Genomic DNA, 20398 nt, shown 5'->3' with positions numbered 1-20398 from the left:
CGGCCGGTCGGGCAGGGACTCTGACCAGCCCGTCCGACCGCGGGGGCGACGACCGGGGTACGGGTTTCCCCGTACCCCGCCGGCAAGGATGTGGGATTCCCTCATCTCCGTCCCGGCCCGGCATCAGTAGCGTGAAATCGTCCGAGGCCCCGGCGCGACTCTCCCCAGTGGGTCACGCCGGGGCCGACCTACATGAGTGAGGCAGTACCTCCGTGCACAAGCTCCAGCCGATTCTTCTTCCGGCCGCACCTGAGGCCGCCGTCGCGGCGGTTGCCCGGCCCGCCCGACGACGTCGCACCGGCCGTGCGCGCCTCGTCCCGATCGCGGGGGTCGTCCTGGGGGTAGGGCTCCTCGCGTCGGCCTGCACCGGTGGCTCGTCCGACAAGGCCACCGCGGACACGGACCCTTCGGGTTCTGGTCCTGCTGCCGCCGAGAACCACGACGAGCACGAGGGCCAGCACACGAACACCGTGGACGTGGGCCCGCTCGCGCTCTTCGCCGCCGACTACTGGTCGATTGTGCAGCCCTCGGAGGGGTTGACCCAGGTGCGTGCTGGGGGCTGCCCCGAGGGTGAGGCGTGCCCGAGCTTCGACGTCCTCAGCGGCGACGCGGTCGGTGAGATCGACACGACGCAGGCCTACGTCCCCGAGGGGGCGTTCTGCCCGGGCCCCGGCAAGCTCGAGGTGGGGGCGTCGACGGAGACCAGCACGCTCGACGTCGAGATCGACGGCGCCAAGGGCACGCTGACGCGCTTCGACCTCAGCTGCGTCGACGCGACCGGCGCCGAGCAGATGACGGTCGAGCAGCTGCAGTGGTTCATCCCGGAGTCGCCCAACGGTCCCACGCTGATCGCGGACCGTTGGGCCTTCGAGGGCCTCGAGTCGCGCCTCTACGCGGGCACCTGGGCGACCGCTTCGGCCTAGCCGAGGCCAGCCCTGGTCGTTGCACGTACGAAGGCCCCCGGTGATGATCACCGGGGGCCTTCGTGCTCTGCGGGGTTCGTCAGGCGTTGCCCTTGCGACCGCGCCGGGCGACGAGCACGAGTCCGCCTCCGACGAGCAGGAGGGCTGCGCCGATGCCGACGAACTTGCCGACCGTGGCACCGGTCTCCGCAAGGCCACCCTGGGAGTCCGAGACGTTGGCCACGGTCGTGACCTTCCCGTCGACGGTGGTTCCCGGGGGAGGCGTCGTCTTGCCCGGCGGGTTCGTGTTGCAGTTCGGGCTGGACGGCGGGTAGGCCACGGAGACCGTGGTCTCAGGGTTGACCTGGAACAGGACGTCGACCGTGGGGCGGACCCAGCCGAAGCTGCCGCCCTCGACCCATTCACCGTCCTCGAACACCCATCCCGGCCATCCCGTGGGCTCGCCGGCGGAGTTCACGGTGGCCCCGGGCCACAGGACACGCCCGGAGAGGGGCAGCCCGGCCTGGACGACGTTCTCGCCCGACGGGTTGAGCCACGTGATGGTGACGGTCTCGTTCGGCGTGCCCGTCACGTCGACGTCGTACACGAGATAAGGCACGTCGCCGTCGCACACGGGCTGGAGAACCGTGAGCTCGATCGTCGGGGGTGGTGTCGTCTCGACGTAGTCGCCGGTGTCGGGGGTCTCGAGGGAAGCGTTCGCCGCGGGGCCGACGAGAGCCGTCGCACCCACGAGCCCTGCGACGACGAGTCCTCGCGCCCAGAGTGTGGTCCTTGATGTGCTCATGGCGTCATCACCAGTCTTGTTCGTGGCGGTCGATGAATGGGAGGGTCAAAGCTCTGGTGCGCGTCGTACCGACAATGGACCCTGACTTGTCAGGGTATCCACTATCCGGCGCCAGATGGACGGGTGTCCGGGTGAAAATCAATCCTCGGGGAATTGTTGCTCCGCCGTGACATCCCCGCCGGTCATCCGCAGACCGGCACCTCGATCGTGGTGAGACCGCCGTGGTGGATGGTCGGGGTCGACCAGAGGTCGACCTGTCGGGTGTCCGACGAGCTGCTCGTGCCACCTGTCCCGTCGCTCGTGACCGTGAACGTGACGCTCGTGCTCTGTCCCGGAGAGAGCTCGCGCGGCAGCGTCGCGACGGCGCGGCCGTGACTCTCCACGACCTTGCTGCCGGTCAGTGTCCCGTCGGCGGTCGTGTTCACGATGCGCCCCCCGCGCGGTGGGTAGAGGAACAGGTCGGTTCGGATGTTTCCCGGAGGTGTGCCGGAGATACCGCCGCCGGTCACGTACCAGGGCAGGTCGGTCGCGGCGTCGGCGGGGGCGTTGGACGTGAGGTCCACGCGGAAGGTGTCCGTACGTCCGGAAGCGGAGCACTCGCTGGCCACGTGCTCGACGGTCGCGTCGAGGTAGTAGTCCATCTTTCCCGCGGTCGCGTCGTTGAGGAAGACACCGATCGTGTCCGCTGCGCGATCGGACGACGAGATGTCGCCGGAGATCACGGTGTCGCTGAGAAGGACCTGTTCGTCCTCGTGGCTCGACCAGACGAGGACGCGGTGCTCGCTGGTCGCGCGGCGGACCGCGTCCAGCAGGCTTGCGGGGTCGGTGCCGCCGGACAGCGCTGCCGAGAGGACGGTGGAGGCGACGTCGGCGAAGAACGCGTCGGTCTCCTCGCCCGGCTCGAGCTCCGCGTAGGCGTCCGAGAGGAGGGTCGAGACGGCGTTCCCCGCGTCGATGGTGGTCCCGGCGACGTCCACCGGTCCGGTCGCCTCGAGCAGGTAGGACAGGGCGACAGGGTCGAGCGTGAGGACGCCGTCGACCACCTGCCCCTGCGAGGCCTCCCACATCGCGGCGGCCAACGGAGCCGCTGTCGGGAAGTCGGGCGTGAAGACGGTGTCCTGGACGTAGACAGCCATGTTCGGGCCGAAGAGCTCCTCGTCGGCCGGAGCCAGCGGACGGATGCCCCCGGGGAACGGGCCCACAGCGCTGGTCGAGGCCTGTCCGCCGAGCGTGATGGTCCCGTTCTCGGTACCGATCACGGCGAACGCGCCCGGGATGCCGCCCGGCGAGCGCAGCTCGGCGCTGTTGAGGGCCATGACGAGGTAGGTCCGCGGCCCCTCGGCGCCGAGCATCGCGGGCAGGAGCGTCGTGGTGCGGTGCGCGCTCGTGACGAGTCCGTCGAGCGTGCCGACCTTGTCCTGGAGGTCGCCCACGGGCCCGGCGAGCTCGTCGTGCAGGTCGGCGACGTCGAGCGCGTCGACCCGGTCCACGACCGTGGACATGGTGCCCGCCGCGGACTCTATCTGCGGGGCGGCCGAGGTCAGCGGCGCGAGGTCGACCGTGCCGTCGTGCACCTGGACCCCGCCCTCGGACACCGTGGCCGCGGCGGCCGCGAGCGGCGGGAGCACGTCCTGGGTGATCTCGTCGAGCGCCCAGGCGGCGGTCGAGAAGGCGCGGACGTCGGCGCCGAAGAGCGGGGCGCGCCCCGCGAGCCACCACAGCGGGCCGTCCGTGCTGCTGCGTGCGTCCGCGGTGAGGGGCTGGACCTCGGCGAGGGCGGCCTCGGCTGCGGCGCCGTCCCCCGAGCGCAGTGCCTCCTCGACCGTCGGGACCTTCTCGATCGCCTCGGTGAGCGAGGAGCGGGCCGCGAGCGCGTCGCGCGCCAGGAGGCCGGCGCACACGAGGAACGCGACGAGCAGGAGGAACAGGAAGAGGATCACCCACCCTGCCGTGCGCCCCTTGCGCTTCGTCGGACGATCGGCGGGCTGCGGCGTCGGGACGGCGGCGTCGGGGGCGCTCATGCCCCCAGGGTAGAGGCATGATCGTGGTGGGCACGTGGTACGGCGGAACACGAACCACCTCGTGGTGCAAGGAGTCGCTCCGCCGCGACACAGGGAGGGTGATGATGCCGGCGATCCCACCTGGAGCCCCTGTGACGCCCCCGCCCCGCGACGACGCCTGGTTCGAGGCGCTGTTCACCGCGCACACGACGGCGGTGTACCGGTACTTCCGTCGCCGCCTGCCCGCCCAGGGAGGAGGGGCCGGACCGGACGCCGAGGACCTGACGGCCGAGGTCTTCGCGACCGCGTGGCGCCGTCGGGCAGACCTCCCTGAGGACGCCGAGCTCCCGTGGCTCTACCGCACCGCCGGGTTCGTCCTCGCGAACCACCGGCGCAAGATGCGTCCGGTCCTCGTAGCCGACGTCCCCGAGGAGCCCGACGACGTCGACCCGATGTCGCTCGCGCTCGGTGACGACCACGTCCGTCGGGTGCTCGGCGTGCTCTCGCCCCGTGACCGGCGCATCCTGCTCCTCAACGCCTGGGACGGCGTCACCGGCGACGAGCTCGCCGCGGTCCTCGGGGTGAGTCGGGGCGGCGCCGACGCGGCGCTGTCGCGGGCCAGGTCGCGCCTGCGTGAGGCCTGGGCCGCGCAGGCCCGGGCAGGCGACACGGGCGAGGTGCCGGTCGCGCAGGTCCGTGCCCGGACGGCGACGCCGACTCTTCGCCCGGTGCAAGACCCGGAGCGCTGACGACACAGACGGGGTAGAGGATCCGGGCCCCCGGATCGACGAGCTGGAGGCTCCCGATGAGCACCGACGACCGCACCCCTGGACCGGCCCCCGAGCCCCGCGACGAGGCGTACGAGCGCGTGCGCGACGCCGACCCGGCCGCGACGGCGACCCCCGACCTGGGGGCCATCGCGGCCAAGGACGAGACGGTCCGTGCACACCTGTCCGGCACGTTCGGCGCCTCGGGCGCGAGCGAGGCCGCGGCCCGGGCGGCGGACGCGGGGACGGGCGTGCCGTCGTCGAGCGGCGGCACGCTGCACGCGGGGGGCACGACGGCCGACGCCGACCTGCCGGACGAGCTGGCCGTGCACCGCGCGCGGCGGCGGCGCCGCTTCCCGCTCACGGCCGCTGCCGCGGTCGCCGGCGTCCTCGCGTTCGGCGTGGGCGGGTACGCCCTGGGGAGCGCGGGTCCGGGCGCCTCGGACTCCACGGCCTCGACCGCGGACGCGCCGATCACCCTGCAGGCGCCCGCGACCGAGCAGGGCGCGGCGTCGAGCACTGCGGCCGACAGCAAGATGAGCGGCCTCGGGTTCGGCGGGTTCGGTGGCCGCACGGTGTTCACCGCGTCGGGGCTCGGGACGGACGGCGGCTCGGCCCCCGCGTGGGCCCTCGACGCGGCCGGCGTGTTCTCGGCCGAGTCCGCGGCCAGGGTCGCCGCCGCGCTGGGTGTCACGGGCGAGCCGCGCCAGGAGTACGGGGCGTGGGTCGTCGGGGCGGACGACGGCACCGGGCCCGGGGTCACGCTCCAGCCCGACGGTCAGGCGAGCGTGTCGTTCAACGACCCGACCAAGGACCCCTGGGGCTGCGTGCTCGTGGACCCGGCCGTGGGGTCGGACTCGCCGAGCACCGAGGAGATGCAGGTCGATCCCCAGGCCGGCTGCGGCCAGGCGGACCTGGGCAAGGCGCCCGCGGCCGACGCGGCGATCGGGGCCGCGAGGGACGTCCTCACCTCGCTCGGGGTCGACCCGGCGGGCTACGAGCTCACGACCGACTCGTTCGACGAGGAGGGCCGGGCCGTGTCGGTGACCGCGGCGCAGGTCGTCGAGGGGCAGCGCACGGGGCTCGCGTGGAACCTCACGTACTCGGGGGCCGGGCTCTCGTCCCTCTACGGGTCGCTCGCTCCCACGGTCTCGATCGGCGACTACACGGTCGTCAGCCCGACCGCGGCGGTCGAGCGACTGGGCGACCCGCGGTTCGCGGGCTCCGGGATGATCGCGTACGCCCGCGGCGGGCAGGTCGGCGTCATGATGGAGGACTCGGCCGTGGCACCCGTCGAGCCGACCGAGCCGACGGTGCCCCCGACGGCCGGCGAAGGGGCTGCGATCTCCTGGCCCGTGAGCGACGTGACGATCACCGAGGCCCGCCTCGGCTGGGCCGTGCACTACCAGAACGACGGCGGCGCGGTGCTGGTCCCGTCGTACGAGCTGAGCGACGCCGAGGGCAACGCGTGGTCGGTCGTCGCGGTGACGGACGACGAGCTGGACTTCGCGCCGGTGGGCTGACCGCCGGGGGTGACGCACCCGGGTGCCGGGGGTGACGCGAGAGCGTTGCTCCCGGCACCTTTCTTTTGCCGCCATTTCCAAGACTCCACGGCAGAACCCTCCGGCTTTTGATTGACCATCGACAAAAGGGGGGTTAGGGTCAGGCCACGGCCTCGGCCCGGACAGCAGGAGCACGTCGCGCAGCAGCGAGAGTGCGCCCACCTCCGGGCTCGCAGGCCCGTCGGGGGCGACGAGGCCCTCGGCTCGCCACATCGACCCCGGTCCCCGGGGTCGACGGGACCAGGAGCGACGATGCACCTTTCAGCCCACCAGTCGACGTGGAACCACGGCCGCACCGGCATCTGGTTCGTCGGGGCCCGCGGGTCGGTCGCCACGACCGCGACCCTCGGCCTGGCAGCGATCGCCTCGGGGCTCTCCGCCCCCACCGGCTGCGTCACCGCGCAGGCCCCGCTCGACGACGTCGCCCTGCCGGCCTTCGCGGACCTCGTGGTGGGTGGCCACGACATCAGCGACACGCCCCTCGGCAAGAAGGCCGAGCAGCTCGTCGAGGCCGGCATGATCCCCTACCGCCTCCTCGAGGCGGTGCGTCCCCAGCTCGACGCGGTCGACGCGGACATCCGCCCCGGCTACGACGCGGCCCACCGCTCGGGCTCCCAGGCCGCTGCGGCCGAGGCGCTCGCAGCCGACATCGTCGACTTCCGCGAGCGCCACGGCCTGGCCCGCGTCGTGGTCGTCGACCTCGCCTCGACCGAGCCGCTCCCGGCCCCGGCCCCCGAGCTCGAGGACCTGGACCTGCTGCGCGCGGCCCTGGAGGACCCCGAGCGCGAGGTCCTGCCCGCGAGCTCGGTCAACGCGTACGCGGCGCTCCTCGCGGGAGCCCCCTACGCGGGCTTCACGCCCTCGGCGAGCATGAACCTGCCCGCGCTGCACGCGCTCGCGGCCGAGCGTGGCGTGCCGTTCGCGGGCCAGGACGGCAAGACCGGGCAGACGTGGCTGCGCTCGGTCCTGGCCCCGGCCATCACGGCCCGCGGCCTGCGGGTACTGTCCTGGGCGGGCTCGAACCTGCTGGGCGGCGGTGACGGTGCGACGCTCGCGGACCCGCACGCGGTCCAGAGCAAGCTCGTGTCGAAGAACCGCGGCCTGCAGGACCTGACGGGCAGCACGGTCACCCCGCTGCACATCGACAACGTCCCGGACCTCGGCGACATCAAGGTCGCGTGGGACCACATCCACGTCGAGGGCTTCCTGGGCTCGCGCCTGACGCTCCAGACGACGTGGAGCGCGTACGACTCGATGCTCGCGGCGCCCCTCGTCCTGGACCTGGCGCGTCTCCTGGCGCTCGCCGACGCTGCGGGCCTGTCCGGCCCCGTGCCGGAGATGGGCTTCTTCTTCAAGGACCCGTGGGGCTCGGACGTGCACTCGTTCGCCGAGCAGTCCCGCGTGCTGGGTGTGTGGGCGCACCGGACGAGCGCGCAGGCGGACGCAGTTCAGGCAGGGGTCGACGAGCCGTGACGCTGCGCGACTACCTCGACCTGGTCCGTGCTCCTGCGGTCCTGTCCGTGGTGGGGGACACCCTGGCCGGGGCGGCCGCGGGTGGGCGGCTGGGCTCGGCACGCACGGTGCGTGCCGGGGACGTGCGGGCGTGGCGGCTCGCGCTGCTGCCGCTGTCCTCGGCCTGCCTGTACGCGGGCGGGATGGCGCTCAACGACTACGCGGACCGCAAGCTCGACGCGGTCGAGCGCCCCGAGCGCCCGCTGCCCTCGGGGCGCGTCTCGCCGGCCCAGGCGCTCGGCGTCGCGACGGGCCTCACGGCCGCGGGTCTGACGCTCGCGGCGGCCGGGGGAGGACGGAGGTCGTTCGCCCTCGCGGTCCCGCTGGCCGCGAGCGTGTGGACGTACGACCTGGTCGCGAAGAACCACGCGTCCGGTCCGGTCGTCATGGCGGCCTGCCGCGGCCTCGACGTCCTCATGGGCGCGGGCGCCGGGAGGGTCCGCGCCGCGCTCCCGGCCGCGGCCGCGCTCACGGTGCACACCGCGGGCGTGACGGTCCTCTCGCGCGGTGAGGTCCACGGCACGACGCCGCCCCTCGCGGCGGCCGTGGCCGCGGGGACGGTCGGAGTCGCGGGGGCGGTGGCGGTCGGCGCGCTGCGGTCGCTGCGCTCCGGCCCGACGGCGGAGCCAGCCCTCGGGCGGTCCGGTGCGGGACGGCGTGCACGCGCCGTCGTCCCGGCGCTCGCCGCGCTCGCGTCGGCCGGGGTCTACGCGGCCTCGTGCCTGCCGCAGCAGGCGCAGGCGGTCGGCGCGCCCGACGCCGCGAACGCGTTCGCGGCGACGAAGGCGGGCATCCGCTCGATGGTGCCGCTCCAGGCGGCGCTCGCCGCTCGGGGCGGGAGCCTGGGCTCGGTCGCGGTCCTCGCCGCGGTCGAGGTCGTGGGTCGCGCGCTGCGCGCCAGGAGCCGGCGCAGCACGAGCCCGAACCCGGGACTGAGCGAGTCATGAGCTCGCCGACCAGCCGCTCCACCAGCCGCTCCACCAGCGCTGGTGCACCACCGTTCACCCTCGGGTACGGCACCAACGGCTTCACCGACCACCCGCTCGACGTCACGCTCGACGTGCTCGCGCACGAGGGCTACGGCGCCGTGGCGCTGACGCTCGGGCACCCGCACCTGGACCCGTTCGCGGACGATGCCGACGCGCAGGTCGCCCGGCTGCGCGAGCGTCTCGACGACCTGGGCATGCGCGTGGTCGTCGAGACGGGCACGCGCTTCCTGCTCGACCCGTTCCGCAAGCACCACCCGACGTTCCTCGATCCCGACGAGGATCTCGCGGACGTCCGGGTCCGCTTCCTGTGCCGTGCGGTCGAGGTCGCGGCGGGCCTGCGCGCCGAGTGCGTGTCGTTCTTCTCGGGGGTCCTGCCCGCGGGCACGACGGCGGAGGCCGGCTGGGAGCGCCTGCTCGCCCGGGTGCCGCGCGTCGTGGCCCACGCCCGCGAGCACGGGGTCCGGATCGCGCTCGAGCCCGAGCCCGGGATGCTCGTCGAGACCGTGGGAGACGCCCTGCGGCTGCGCGAGGACGTCGGGTCGCCCGCCGAGCTGGGCCTCACGGTCGACCTGGGGCACTGCGTGGTCGTCGAGCCCGACGGCGTGCGCGGCGCGCTGCTCGCCGCGGCGCCGCACCTGCTCAACGTGCAGGTCGACGACATGCGGCACACCGCGCACGAGCACCTGCCGTTCGGGGACGGAGAGCTCGACCTGTCGCTCGCCCTCGGCACGCTCGGCGAGATCGGCTACACGGGCGTCGCAGCCGTCGAGCTGCCCCGCCACTCGTACGACGCCCCCGGGCTCGCGCACCGCAGCATGACCGCGATGACCGAGGCCTGGGCCGCGTGGAGCGCGACCGACCAGACCTCTCCGACGACCACCGCATCCGCACCCCAGGAGGCACTCCGATGACCACCCCCGACCTGACCGCCGCACCGGGCGCCACAGCGACGGCGGGCCCGCCCGCAGCCGGTCACCCCGACGCCCTCGTGGGCCTGCTCACCGACGAGCAGGCCGCCTGGCTGGCCACGGCCTGCGGCGAGATCGCCGCGGACCCGGGCTCCGCCGTCGGGCACCTGGCACGGGCCGGGCGGGCCGTGGGACGCACGTCCCTCGACCCCGACCTGGACCCCGCCGGGGTCCTGCACGGGACGCTCGACGACGCCGCGCGCGCCCGCCTGGTCGTGGCGCTCGCGGACGCCCTGCCCGCCGACGGCGAGTCGCTCGCGGCGCGCCTGACCGAGACCTACCAGCGCGGGGACACGCCCGAGCGGCGCGGCGTGCTGCGCGGGCTCGACGCCCTCACGCTGGCCGGGCAGCCCGACGGCGCCCTGGCGCCCGCCGTGGTCTGCGCCGGGACAGCGCTCGCGGCCGACGCCCTGCGCGCCAACGACCAGAGCCTCGTGGCCGCCGCGGTCGGGCCGTTCGCGGCCGCGCACCTCGACGACCACGCCTGGCGCCACGCGGTCCTCAAGCTCGTCTTCATGGGCGTGAGCCTCGACGCGGTCGCCGCGCTCGACGAGCGCGCGGACGACGAGCTCGCGCGCATGGCGCGCGACTTCGCAGCCGAGCGTCGGGCCGCGGGGCGCGTCGTGCCCGACGACGTCGCCCGCATCGCACCCGAGGCGCCCAACAGGACCGGCGCCCCCACCCTGCCCACCGTGCCCACGACCTCTCACGCGAACCACAGCAAGGACGCCTGATGCGCATCTTCGACCCCCACATCCACATGACCTCGCGCACGACCGACGACTACGAGGTCATGTACGCCGCGGGCGTGCGCGCCGTCGTCGAGCCCGCGTTCTGGCTCGGCCAGCCCCGCACGACCGTCGGGTCGTTCGTCGACTACTTCGACGCGCTGCTCGGCTGGGAGCGGTTCCGGGCCACGCAGTTCGGGATCCGCCACCACGCGACGATCGCCCTCAACCCCAAGGAGGCGAACGACCCGCGCTGCACCGAGGTGCTCGACGAGATCCCGCGCTACCTCGACAAGGACGGCGTGGTCGCGGTCGGCGAGGTCGGCTACGACTCCATGACCCCCGCCGAGGACGAGGCGTTCACGCGTCAGCTCGCCATGGCGATCGACGCGGCCCTTCCGGTCATGGTCCACACCCCGCACCGCGACAAGCTCGTCGGGACCCACCGCACGCTCGACGTGGTGCGCGAGTCGGGGATCGCCCCCGGGATGGTCGTGGTCGACCACCTCAACGAGACCAACGTCGCGCTCGTCAAGGACGCCGGGGCGTGGATGGGGTTCTCGGTCTACCCCGACACCAAGATGGACGAGCACCGCATGGTCTCGATCCTGCTCGAGCACGGCACCGAGCGGGTCCTGGTGAACTCGGCCGCCGACTGGGGGCGCTCCGACCCCCTCAAGACGCTCAAGACCGGGCGCGCCATGCTCGCGGCCGGGTTCACCGACGACGAGGTCGACAAGGTCCTGTGGCGCAACCCCGTCGAGTTCTACGGGCAGTCCGGCAACCTGCTGCTCGACCCCGTGCCCGGTTTCGTCGAGGGCGAGGCGCCCGCGGCGAGCGCGAGCTTCGAGGGCAGCTCGGTGCTGCGCGGGGCACGGGTCTGATGCTGCTGTCCTACTGCACCAACGTCCACCCCGCCGAGGACCTCGACGGGGTGGTCGAGCAGCTCGCCCGGTACGCCGGGCCCGTGCGCGAGGCCGCAGGGCTCGACGTGCTCGGGGTCGGGCTGTGGCTGCCTGCCTCGCTCGCGCACCGGCTCTCGGCCTCGCCGCGCGCGGCCGACGACATGGCCCGGCTGCGGGCCGCGCTCGACGAGCACGGGCTGCAGGTGCACACGCTCAACGCGTTCCCCTACGGCGGGTTCCACGACGACGTCGTCAAGCTCGCGGTCTACTCGCCCACGTGGGCCGACCCCGAGCGGCTCGCCTACACCCTCGAGTGCGCCGAGGTCCTCGCGGCCCTCCTGCCCGACGGCGTGGACGGGTCCATCTCGACGCTCCCGCTCGCGTGGCGCGAGCCGGGCGGGGAGCCCTGGTCGCCCGCGCAGGACGCGATCGCGACCCGGGCGTTCGAGGAGCTCTCCGACGGGCTGCGCGACCTCGCGGCCCGCACGGGCAAGGTCGTGCGCGTCGCGGTCGAGCCCGAGCCCGGCTGCGTGCTCGACACGGTCGAGGACGTCGTGACCTGGCTCGAGGCACGTACCGGCGGGGCGGGCGAGGCCGAGGCGGAGCGCCCGGAGCGCCCGGGGCGTGTCGGGGGCATCGACCCCGCGTTCGTCGGGGTCTGCCTCGACACGTGCCACCTCGCGGTCTCGTTCGCCGACCCGGCCGGGGCCGTCGCGCGGATCACGGGGGCCGGGCTGCGGGTGGTCAAGGTGCAGGCCTCGGCCGCGCTCCACGTGGCCGAGCCGTCGGCACCCGAGGCGCGGGACGCCGTCGGGCAGTTCGTCGAGAAGCGCTACATCCACCAGGTGCGCGAGCTCGCCCCGAGCGGCGACGTCCTGCCCGTCGACGACCTGCCCGATGCGCTGGGCGACGGTGACGCGGTGCCCGGGCTGCCGGGGGACGGCCCCTGGCGCGTGCACTTCCACGTGCCCCTGCACCACGAGCCCGCCGCACCCCTGACCGCGACGACCGACGTGCTGCGCGAGGCCGTCGAGGCCGTGCGCGCAGCGCCCCACGGCGACGAGGCGCACCTCGACGTCGAGACCTACACGTGGGCCGTGCTGCCGCCCGACTCGCCGGCGTTCGGTTCTGCCGGGGCCGTCGAACCGCTCGTGGGAGGCATCGCCGCCGAGCTGCGCTGGGCCACCGACCATCTGCTCACCCCCGGTGCTGCCCCCGGCCCCGTGGAGACCGTGACCATCCCCGCACCCTCAGGAGTCCCCGCATGAAGCCCGTGCTGCTGCTCGACGTCGTCGGGCTCACCGAGAAGGCCCTCGCCCACATGCCCCGCCTGCGCCAGATGGCCGCGGGCGGCTGGCAGACCCAGCTCGCGACCGTGCTGCCCGCGGTCACGTGCAGCGTGCAGGCGACCATGATGACGGGCCTCGCGCCCGCCCAGCACGGAGCCGTGGGCAACGGCTGGTACTTCCGCGAGCTCGGCGAGGTGTTCTTGTGGCGCCAGCACAACAAGCTCGTCGAGGGCGAGAAGATCTGGGAGGCCGCACGCCGCTCGAACCCCGACCACCGGACCGCGAACGTCTGCTGGTGGTACGCCATGGGCGCCACGACCGACGTGACCGTGACCCCTCGGCCGATCTACCACGCCGACGGGCGCAAGTCGCCCGACGCGTACATCCGCCCGCCCGCGCTGCACGACGAGCTCACGGGCCGCTTCGGCGAGTTCCCCCTGTTCACCTACTGGGGCCCGACCGCCGCGATCGCGTCCTCGGCCTGGATCGTCGACGCGACCCGCCACGTCCTGCGCACGCACTCGCCCGAGCTGACCATGGCCTACGTGCCGCACCTCGACTACGACCTGCAGCGGTTCGGCCCCGACTCACCCGAGGCCGACGCCGCGGCCGCCGAGCTCGACACGGTCCTGGCCCCGCTGCTCGACGACGCGGCCAACAACGGGATCGCGGTCGTCGTGGTCTCCGAGTACGGCATCGCCGAGGCGAACCGGCCCGTGCACCTCAACCGCATCCTGCGCCGCGAGGGCCTGCTCGAGGTCTACGTCCAGGACGGCAAGGAGCAGCTCGACCCGTGGACGTCCAAGGCGTTCGCGGTCGCCGACCACCAGGTCGCGCACGTCTACGTCGACGACCTCTCGCGCCTCGCGCGCGTCGCCGACCTGCTGCGGGCCGTGCCCGGCGTCGACGAGGTCCTCGACCGCGAGGCGCAGGCCCGCTACGGGCTCGATCACGCGCGCTCGGGCGACCTCGTGGTCGTCGCCGAGCCGGGCGCCTGGTTCACCTACTACTTCTGGCTCGACGACGCCCGCGCGCCCGAGTACGCACGCGGCGTCGACATCCACCGCAAGCCGGGCTACGACCCGGCCGAGCTGTTCTTCGACCCCGCCGACCCCCTGGCCAAGGCCAAGGCCGGCCTCAACCTCGTCAAGAAGAAGGTCGGGCTGCGCTACGCCATGAGCACCGTGCCGCTCGACGCGTCCTACGTGCGCGGCACGCACGGTCGGCTGCCCGACTCGGCGGCCGACACCCCGCTCATCCTGTGCTCGGAGGCCGAGATCCCGGCGTCGGTCGCGGCGCTGGTCGAGCGCGGGGGACAGGTGCCCGCCGCGGCGATCAAGGGGCTCGTGCTCGAGATGCAGAACCTGGGCGTCAAGGTGTAGGGGCCCGTCGCCCCCTGGTGGGCACAGAGCTGTCAGGACGAGCGTGAACATGGGGCCACGCTCGTCCTGAACGGTCCCTCGGTGTCTTCTGGACCCGGGGACGCCAGAAGGGCGCGACCCGTGGGGTCGCGCCCTTCGTCATGCGCAAGAAGCTCTGGGGTCAGGGCCGGCGTGACCTCGAGGTCACGCCGACCCTGACCCGTCCCCCGAGGGGGCGAGGTGTCAGCCGCAGCTGATCGCCTCGTACCCGGCCTCGAACGGCGTCGTGACCTTGACGCCGTCGATGATCGCCGTGCCCGTGACCGTCGCCGCGCCGGCGTCGATCGAGACCTCGCGCGAGTTGAACGACTGCGACGCGGACTTGCCCGGCGCGACGTTCTTGAACGTCTTGGTACCGAACGGCGTCTCGACCACGACGTCGGCCTTGACGTCACCGTCGTTGACCGCGCGCACCGAGACCTGCGCCTTGCCCGACACGCAGCGCGACTGCGCCGTGACCGTGAGCTCGACCGACGCGTCCAGGGTGGAGACCCCGACCGTCTGCCAGCGCTTGCCCGCGCTCGCGTTGTGCAGGTGCAGCAGGAGCAGCTCGCCCGTGCCCGCCTCGGTGGCCGCGGCCGACCGGTTGACCGTGACGGGTGCGTCGTCGGCGCCCACGAACAGGAGCTGTCCGCCGCCGCTGAACCAGTACGCGGGGTCGTACGGGTCGCCCGTGAACGGTCCGACCCGGTCGATCGACTGGTCGGGCTGCGTCCCGTAGTACGAGTACGTCGCGACCGTGAACGACGGCACGGTGCCCGGCTCGATGCCGAGCTTGCCGATCGCGATCGGCACCACGAGCACGTTGCTGTCGAAGACCGACGTGTCGACGTTCGCCCAGACCGAGTTGACCGGCTCGAGCAGCACGCCCTCGCCCGCCCCGTACTCCTCGCCGTCCGGACCGGTCCAGTCCTTGAGCGTGTACGTGGTCGCCAGGGTCAGGTCCGACTCGTTGTACTTGCGGACCACGGTCTCGAACTCGGCCGAGCCGTCACCGTCCACGTCGGTCTCGACCGACGGGAACATGACCCCACCGAGCGAGGCCCAGTCACCGTCCATGGCCACGCCGATGCCGATCCGCCCCGCGCCCGGGTCGTCGCCCGCGGCCGCGTACTGCGGCGCGCTCGACGTGAAGCCGACAGCGCGGATGTCACCCGACGCGACCGCCGAGGCCGAGGAGCCCTCGGCCGCATCGGCCTCGAGCCGCGGGCTCGTCGCCTTGAGCTCGAACGGCGCCACGAGCGACGTCCAGCCGCCCGAGGCCACGCCGCGTCCGTCGAGGTCGAGCTCGGCCGACGTGTCCTGGTTCAGGAACGTGACGTCCTTGCCCGTCAGGTCGCTCACGAGCTTCGGCGCGGCCTGGACCGGGACGCGCAGCTCGCTGCCCGACTCCGGCGTCAGGACCAGGCGACCGGTGAGCATGCCGACGAAGTCGCGCGGCACGCCCGAGGTGGTCGCGGCCGACGTCGGGTCGAGCTGCTTCGCGAGCGTCGCCGGGTCGGCCGTCAGGGTCAGCGTGACCGTCCGGGTCTGCCCCGCGGGGATCGTGAGGTCCGCGGGCGAGACCGTGACGGTCGCGCCCCCTGCGGAGCTCGACGTCGTGAACGCCGCCGCGTACTTCACGGTCTGCGAACCCGTGTTCTGCACGTCGACCGTGCGGCGCTCCTTGACGGTCTTGTCCGCCACGGGCACGAGCCCGTACGACACCGAGACGAGCTCCTTGTCCTGCGCCGAGAAGGCGAGGGTCGAGTTCTTCACCGCGTCGACCGCGTCCACGCGCCCCGACCCCACGCGCTCGGGGCCGTACGCCGTGCCCGTGCCGCCCTGACCCGTCCACACGTCGTGCGAGGCCGTGTTCATGACGGCCGTCTTGACCTGCTGCGCGCTCCAGCCCGGGTGGGCCTCCTTGACGAGCGCCGCGATGCCCGCCACGTGCGGGGTGGCCATCGACGTGCCCGACTTGATGCCGGGCTGCGTGAGACGACCCGAGGCCACGGACGAGATCCCCGTGCCCGGTGCGGCGACGTCGGGCTTCACGACGCCCAGCGAGCCGTGCACCCCGCGCGAGGACCCCGCGTTGAGCGTGTCCCCGATCGCGGGGATCTCGACGAACGACGAGTTCGCGAGCGACGGGCCCAGTGTCAGGACGACGCCGCCCGCCTCGATCGCCGGACGCAGCGCGTCGTGGCTCGGGCCCGTGAGCTGCGCGCCCGGGATGCCCGCGTTGCCCGCGATCCCGGCCGCGAAGACCTCGAGCTCGGAGGACAGCAGGACGCCGACCGCGCCCGCGGCCTGCGCGTTGTTGAAGCGCGCCGCGCTCCCGCACGCCCGCGTGGCGTCGTCGTCGTCCCAGTAGAGGAACGCGATCTTGCCCGCCGTGGCGGTGGCCTGCGCCGGTGTCAGGGGCGTGCACCCGCTGACCGTGGCGCCCAGGAACGCGACCTCCGCGGTCACGTCGGCGTCGCCCGCGTAGCTCTGCGAGTTCTGCGCGGGATAGGAGCCCGCGACGCCCGCCGGGGCAGTGACCTCGACGCCGTCGAACGTCTGGGTGTTGCCCACCGAGTTCGCGACCGTGAGCGAGGTGCGCGCGTTGCCGGGCGAGCCCCCGACGTCGGTCACGTCGCCCGCGTTGCCCGACGCGACGACCGCGAGCGTGCCCAGGCGCGAGAGCTGGTCGATGAACAGGTTCTCCGGGTCGTCGGCCGGGCTGTTGTCCGAGCCGAGCGACAGGTTCACGATGTCGAGCCGGTCGGACAGGTCGCCGTCGCCGTCGGGGTCGGCCGCGAACTCGAGCGCGTCGACCACGACGTTGGTCGAGCCGCCCAGGTCACCGAAGACCTTGAGCGCGTACAGGCCCGACTCGGGGGCCGAGCCCGGCCCGACCGTCCAGTCGGAGATGTCGGTGAGGGTCGTGTAGTCGCCGTCGAACGTCGTCCCGTCAGCCAGGACGCCGTAGCCGCCCGTCGTGCCCGCGACGTGCGAGCCGTGACCCGAGCCGATCGAGTCGAGCGAGTCGATCGGGTTCTCGTCCGGCGTCGGGATCAGCGACGTGCCCGGCACGGTGCCCGACGCGTCGTAGTCGTACCCCGCGAAGTCGTACCCGCCGAGGTACTTGGCGTCGTCGAACGTCCCCGCGGGGACGGGACCCTGGCCCTTGACGCCGTACGCCTCGTCGTAGGCGGCCTGCGTGCCCGGGCCGCCGAAGCCCGCGTGCGTGTAGTCGATGCCCGTGTCGATGATGCCGATCCGGACGCCCTGCCCCGTGTAGCCCGTGCTCTGCCATGCCTCGAGGGCCCGCGTGAACGCGTCGGTGCCCTTGTTGGAGGGCGTCTTGGGGACGATGCGGTAGACCGTGACGACCTTGTCGTCACCTGCCAGGGCACGGACCTGCTCGGCGTCACCGGTCACGACGACACCGGGGACGAGCTTGCTCGTGACCGACACCTGCTGGGGCGCGCCCGCGGCACGGGCGCTGCGGGCGTTCGTCTGCGCGGGGACGACGCTGTCCGCGAGCTGCTCGACGACTGCCTGGTTGTCCTCGACCTGCGCGGCGCTCGCGCCCTGCTCCGACAGGTCGACCCCCGAGGGGGTGTCGAGCTGGACGAACGCGGTCACGGTCCCGGAGGACTCGGCGAGCGACGGGGCGACCTTGCCCTGGTCGAGCGCGAGCGACTCCGAGGACTGCGAGGTGAGGGTGGGGCCGGACGGGCCGGCCGGGTCGGACGGTGCGGACGCGGCGGGCAGCGCTGAGGCCGCGACCACCGCCAGTCCAGAGACTGCAGCTAACAACGAACGGTGCTTCATCGACACTCATTTCCCCGGTACGGACCGGTGGCGTTGAAGGTGCTTGGTGGTTCCCCCGTTGCGGTCGCCGACGGCTGTGTGCAGACGACCGTGCCTGCACGCTATAGGGGAAGCCGTGCGACCGCGCGTCACGCGGGCCCCGGGCAACAGATCCGGTGGCCGCGGGTGAACACAGGGGACAAACGGGACACTGCTCTGACCTACCCCTAGGATCGGTGCGGGGGCGTGGGACGAGGTTGTCCCGCTGTCGGTCCTCACCCACGTGTCGGTCCTTCGCGAGGTCGCGGAGGCTCCCGGCCCACGCTGTGAAGGAGCACCACATGTCACGACGCATCACGCGCTTGGCCGGCGTCTCGGCGGTCGTCCTGGTCCTCGGGGGGATCGGCGGGGCACCGGCCCTCGCGAGCGGTCCCGACCTGACGTCGCAGGGATTCCCCACCGACGACCAGGTCTGCACGGTCATCGCGCAGCCGACACCGGCCGGGCAGGACATCGCCCTCACCCCCGCGCCCACGACCGCGTGCTTCGACACGCTCGGCGAGGCGCTCGAGTCGGTCTCGGGGGAGCCCGTGACGGACCCGCGCGTCCTCGCGGGTGACATCACGGCCCTGCGGGGCTACGCGAACGAGCAGGCGGCCAAGGCGGCGGCCGCGCCCCAGGCGGCGAGAGCGGGCACGGTCACGACCGCCGCCGCGAGCTCCATGATGCTGGGCATCGCGTACAAGAACACCAACCAGACCGGTGGCGCCAAGGTCTTCTACGGCAGCAGCGGCTACGGGTGCATGACGGGCAACACCTACGGGTTCCCCAAGATGTCGACCTACCTGATGAACAACAACATCAGCTCCATGGCGACCTACGCCCGGTGCTGGTCGACGCTCTACGACGGCGAGAACTACTCGGGCACCACGACCAACTGCGTCCCGCTGTGCACGAGCCTCGGGTCCATGAACGACCGCACCTCGTCGATCGTCTTCCGCCCGGAGGGCAACATCGGCTGACCGGGACTCACGCCTGACCGCCGGGCACGTCGCTCGAGTAGCGGCGTGCCCGGCCGTGTCCCAGGCGGGCCGGCGTCGTGACCGTCACGACGACGTCGCGCCCGATCCACCGTCGCAGGGCGTGCGCAGCCGAGCCCGCTGCGGGTTCTCCCGGCCTGGACGCGCCGACCGGACCGTGGCCCGACGGCGCCCCGCCCACGGGTGCGTCCGGCACCACGGTCAGGTCGATCGTCCCGTCGGCGCGCTGGTGGAGCTGCCAGGCCGCGATCCCGGCCGCCTGGAGGACCTGGGTCGCATCGACCGAACCGAGCCAGCGCCCGTCGGCGTGCAGGTAGCGCACGGGCGAGCGCCCCTCGAGGTCGTGCAGCTCGACCCGCCCACCAGGCCCGTGGGGACGGACGATCCGTGCGCGGTCTCCCGTGCGGTAGCGCAGGAGCGGCAGGTAGGGGTTCTCGTCCGTGGTGACCACGACCTCGCCCGGCGACCCGTCGGGGACGGGCGTGCCGTCGTCGGACAGGATCTCGACCCAGACACGACGCGGGACGACGACGAACGGGCCGTCGTCCGCGCGCGAGGCCACCGCGCCCGTCTCGCGCAGGCCGTACAGGTCGATCACCGGGACGCCCCACGCGGCCCGCAGCCGGGCCCGCGCGGGCGGGGTGAGGTGAGCGGCCCCGCTCACGACCGCGACCGGGTGCAGGCCGAGCCCTTCGCGCGCGTCGAGGTCGGCCAGCGCCAGCAGCGGGAGGGGTGAGCTGCTGAGGACCTGCGGGTCGGTCCCGCGCAGGAACGTCGAGCGGTCGGCCGGGTCCCGCCACGCGCCGGGGTCGAGGTTCACGCGCGCCATGAGCGGCACGGCGACGTCGCTCGCGGCCCGACCCGAGGCCGCGTCGAAGCCCGTCATGGCCGACGCGTACGTGAAGGCGGCCCGCTGGTCGACGAGGTTCGCGAGACCCAGCCGGTCCTCGTGCGGTACCCAGGCCGCACCGGCGTCCCGGACGAGGAGGTGGAGGAGCGCGAGGTCGGCCGCGACCGCGACGGGGTGCAGCGGGACGACCACGGCCGCCCCGGTGCTGCCCGAGCTAGTGCCCTCGAGGACGCGCGACAGGTCGACGTCGACGGGCACGAACGACGCGAGGTCGGCCCGCAGGTCGTCGCGGGTCACGGGGGGCAGGTCGTCGAGCGGGGAACGAGCGTGGCTCCGGCGCTGGTCCCGGGCACGCCGGTAGCGCGGGACGACCGTGTGCGCGCGCTCGACGAGGTCCGTGACCCACGGGGGGACGTCGCGCTCGGCCGTCGTGCGGGAGGTGCCGGTGCGGAGCGCTGCGCCTGGGCCGGCGTCGTCGCGGCCGTCGTCCCCGGGGCCGGCGTCTCTGCCGCTGTCGGCCCCGGCGAACCGGCGCGCGGTCGCGGCGAGCACGGGCAGGTCGTCGGCCGTGAGCCGGTCGCCCGTCGCGTGCACCCAGACCGGTGCCGCCGGGTGGTGACGCAGCGCGTCGAGGCGAGCGGCGCCGTCGGGCGTGAGCGTGGGCCAGCGCTCGGCGTCGTCGAGCGCGACGTTGCCGAACGGTGCGTACTCGCCGAGCAGCGCGTCCGGGACACCGCTGGGGAGGTCGGGGGACGGGGGTGCGTCAGGGGCGGGGGGCACGGGACTCCTCGACGGGTGAGGGACAGGTCGTCGTCGGTCGTCGCACTGTACGTGAACGGTCGGGCTCCTGCGGGGACCGTGCGGGCGGCGCCCGGCG

15 protein-coding genes are annotated in these 20398 nt (G+C 73.6%); 11 read left to right on the top strand and 4 right to left on the bottom strand.

The annotated features are described in order from the left end of the window. Nucleotides 1-212: 212 nt before the first annotated feature. Nucleotides 213-923 carry a hypothetical protein gene (locus ASE15_RS01295; RefSeq protein WP_056760677.1) on the top strand — a complete coding sequence of 237 codons (711 nt, stop codon included), beginning with the start codon at nucleotides 213-215 and terminating at the stop codon, nucleotides 921-923. Between the two features lie 79 nt (nucleotides 924-1002). Here ASE15_RS01295 and ASE15_RS01290 read toward each other — a convergent pair whose 3' ends face one another. Both ASE15_RS01290 and ASE15_RS01285 read right to left on the bottom strand, forming a co-directional pair. Next, nucleotides 1003-1707: a hypothetical protein gene (locus ASE15_RS01290; protein WP_082618083.1), complete on the bottom strand. Its 705-nt coding sequence runs from the start codon at nucleotides 1705-1707 to the stop codon at nucleotides 1003-1005. 182 nt (nucleotides 1708-1889) lie between these two features. Further along, nucleotides 1890-3728 (bottom strand): DUF4012 domain-containing protein, encoded by a 1839-nt coding sequence (locus ASE15_RS01285; protein ID WP_056760671.1) that lies wholly within the window; start codon nucleotides 3726-3728, stop codon nucleotides 1890-1892. Nucleotides 3729-3859: 131 nt separating this feature from the next. Between ASE15_RS01285 and ASE15_RS01280 the strand changes: the two genes are divergently transcribed. The 9 genes from ASE15_RS01280 (at nucleotide 3860) to ASE15_RS01240 (ending at nucleotide 13809) form a co-directional block, all read left to right on the top strand. Beyond that, nucleotides 3860-4456, top strand: a complete 597-nt coding sequence (locus tag ASE15_RS01280) for an RNA polymerase sigma factor (RefSeq protein ID WP_369800530.1) — start codon at nucleotides 3860-3862, stop codon at nucleotides 4454-4456. A gap of 56 nt (nucleotides 4457-4512) precedes the next feature. Continuing rightward, complete coding sequence (locus tag ASE15_RS01275; RefSeq protein ID WP_056760668.1) at nucleotides 4513-5997, top strand: hypothetical protein; 1485 nt, start codon at nucleotides 4513-4515, stop codon at nucleotides 5995-5997. Nucleotides 5998-6288: 291 nt separating this feature from the next. Beyond that, a complete protein-coding gene (locus ASE15_RS01270) occupies nucleotides 6289-7509 on the top strand; it encodes an inositol-3-phosphate synthase (RefSeq protein ID WP_056760666.1) in 1221 nt (406 codons plus the stop codon). Continuing rightward, nucleotides 7506-8495, top strand: coding sequence for an SCO3242 family prenyltransferase (locus tag ASE15_RS01265; RefSeq protein ID WP_056760662.1), 990 nt, complete (start codon nucleotides 7506-7508; stop codon nucleotides 8493-8495). The genes ASE15_RS01270 and ASE15_RS01265 overlap by 4 nt, the downstream gene beginning before the upstream one ends. Then, nucleotides 8492-9448 carry a sugar phosphate isomerase/epimerase gene (locus ASE15_RS01260; RefSeq protein WP_082618082.1) on the top strand — a complete coding sequence of 319 codons (957 nt, stop codon included), beginning with the start codon at nucleotides 8492-8494 and terminating at the stop codon, nucleotides 9446-9448. Before ASE15_RS01265 ends, ASE15_RS01260 begins: the two co-directional genes overlap by 4 nt. Beyond that, entirely contained in the window at nucleotides 9445-10239 is a 795-nt protein-coding gene (locus tag ASE15_RS01255) for an EboA domain-containing protein (protein WP_056645148.1), read from the top strand. Before ASE15_RS01260 ends, ASE15_RS01255 begins: the two co-directional genes overlap by 4 nt. Continuing rightward, complete coding sequence (locus ASE15_RS01250; protein ID WP_056645150.1) at nucleotides 10239-11117, top strand: TatD family hydrolase; 879 nt, start codon at nucleotides 10239-10241, stop codon at nucleotides 11115-11117. The genes ASE15_RS01255 and ASE15_RS01250 overlap by 1 nt, the downstream gene beginning before the upstream one ends. After that, the gene (gene eboE, locus ASE15_RS01245; protein WP_056645152.1) at nucleotides 11117-12406 is read left to right on the top strand and encodes a metabolite traffic protein EboE; all 1290 of its coding nucleotides are present in this window, start codon (nucleotides 11117-11119) and stop codon (nucleotides 12404-12406) included. Before ASE15_RS01250 ends, eboE begins: the two co-directional genes overlap by 1 nt. After that, on the top strand, nucleotides 12403-13809 hold the full coding sequence (locus ASE15_RS01240; protein ID WP_056645154.1) for an alkaline phosphatase family protein: 1407 nt from the start codon (nucleotides 12403-12405) through the stop codon (nucleotides 13807-13809). Before eboE ends, ASE15_RS01240 begins: the two co-directional genes overlap by 4 nt. A gap of 222 nt (nucleotides 13810-14031) precedes the next feature. On the opposite strand, the gene ASE15_RS01235 is transcribed toward ASE15_RS01240, so the two are convergent. Next, the gene (locus ASE15_RS01235; protein ID WP_082618081.1) at nucleotides 14032-17652 is read right to left on the bottom strand and encodes a S8 family serine peptidase; all 3621 of its coding nucleotides are present in this window, start codon (nucleotides 17650-17652) and stop codon (nucleotides 14032-14034) included. Nucleotides 17653-17972: 320 nt separating this feature from the next. On the opposite strand from ASE15_RS01235, the gene ASE15_RS01230 reads away from it, so the two are divergent. After that, nucleotides 17973-18653, top strand: a complete 681-nt coding sequence (locus ASE15_RS01230) for a hypothetical protein (protein ID WP_056760655.1) — start codon at nucleotides 17973-17975, stop codon at nucleotides 18651-18653. 7 nt (nucleotides 18654-18660) lie between these two features. Here ASE15_RS01230 and ASE15_RS21330 read toward each other — a convergent pair whose 3' ends face one another. Continuing rightward, nucleotides 18661-20301, bottom strand: coding sequence for an AMP-binding protein (locus ASE15_RS21330; RefSeq protein ID WP_056760652.1), 1641 nt, complete (start codon nucleotides 20299-20301; stop codon nucleotides 18661-18663). Nucleotides 20302-20398: the final 97 nt, after the last annotated feature.

It is taken from the genome of Oerskovia sp. Root22, from assembly GCF_001429135.1.
In the GTDB taxonomy this organism is placed as follows: Bacteria; Actinomycetota; Actinomycetes; order Actinomycetales; family Cellulomonadaceae; genus Oerskovia; species Oerskovia enterophila.
Note: the sequence above shows the minus strand (reverse complement) of the source record. Positions and strands in the feature narration are given on the sequence as shown.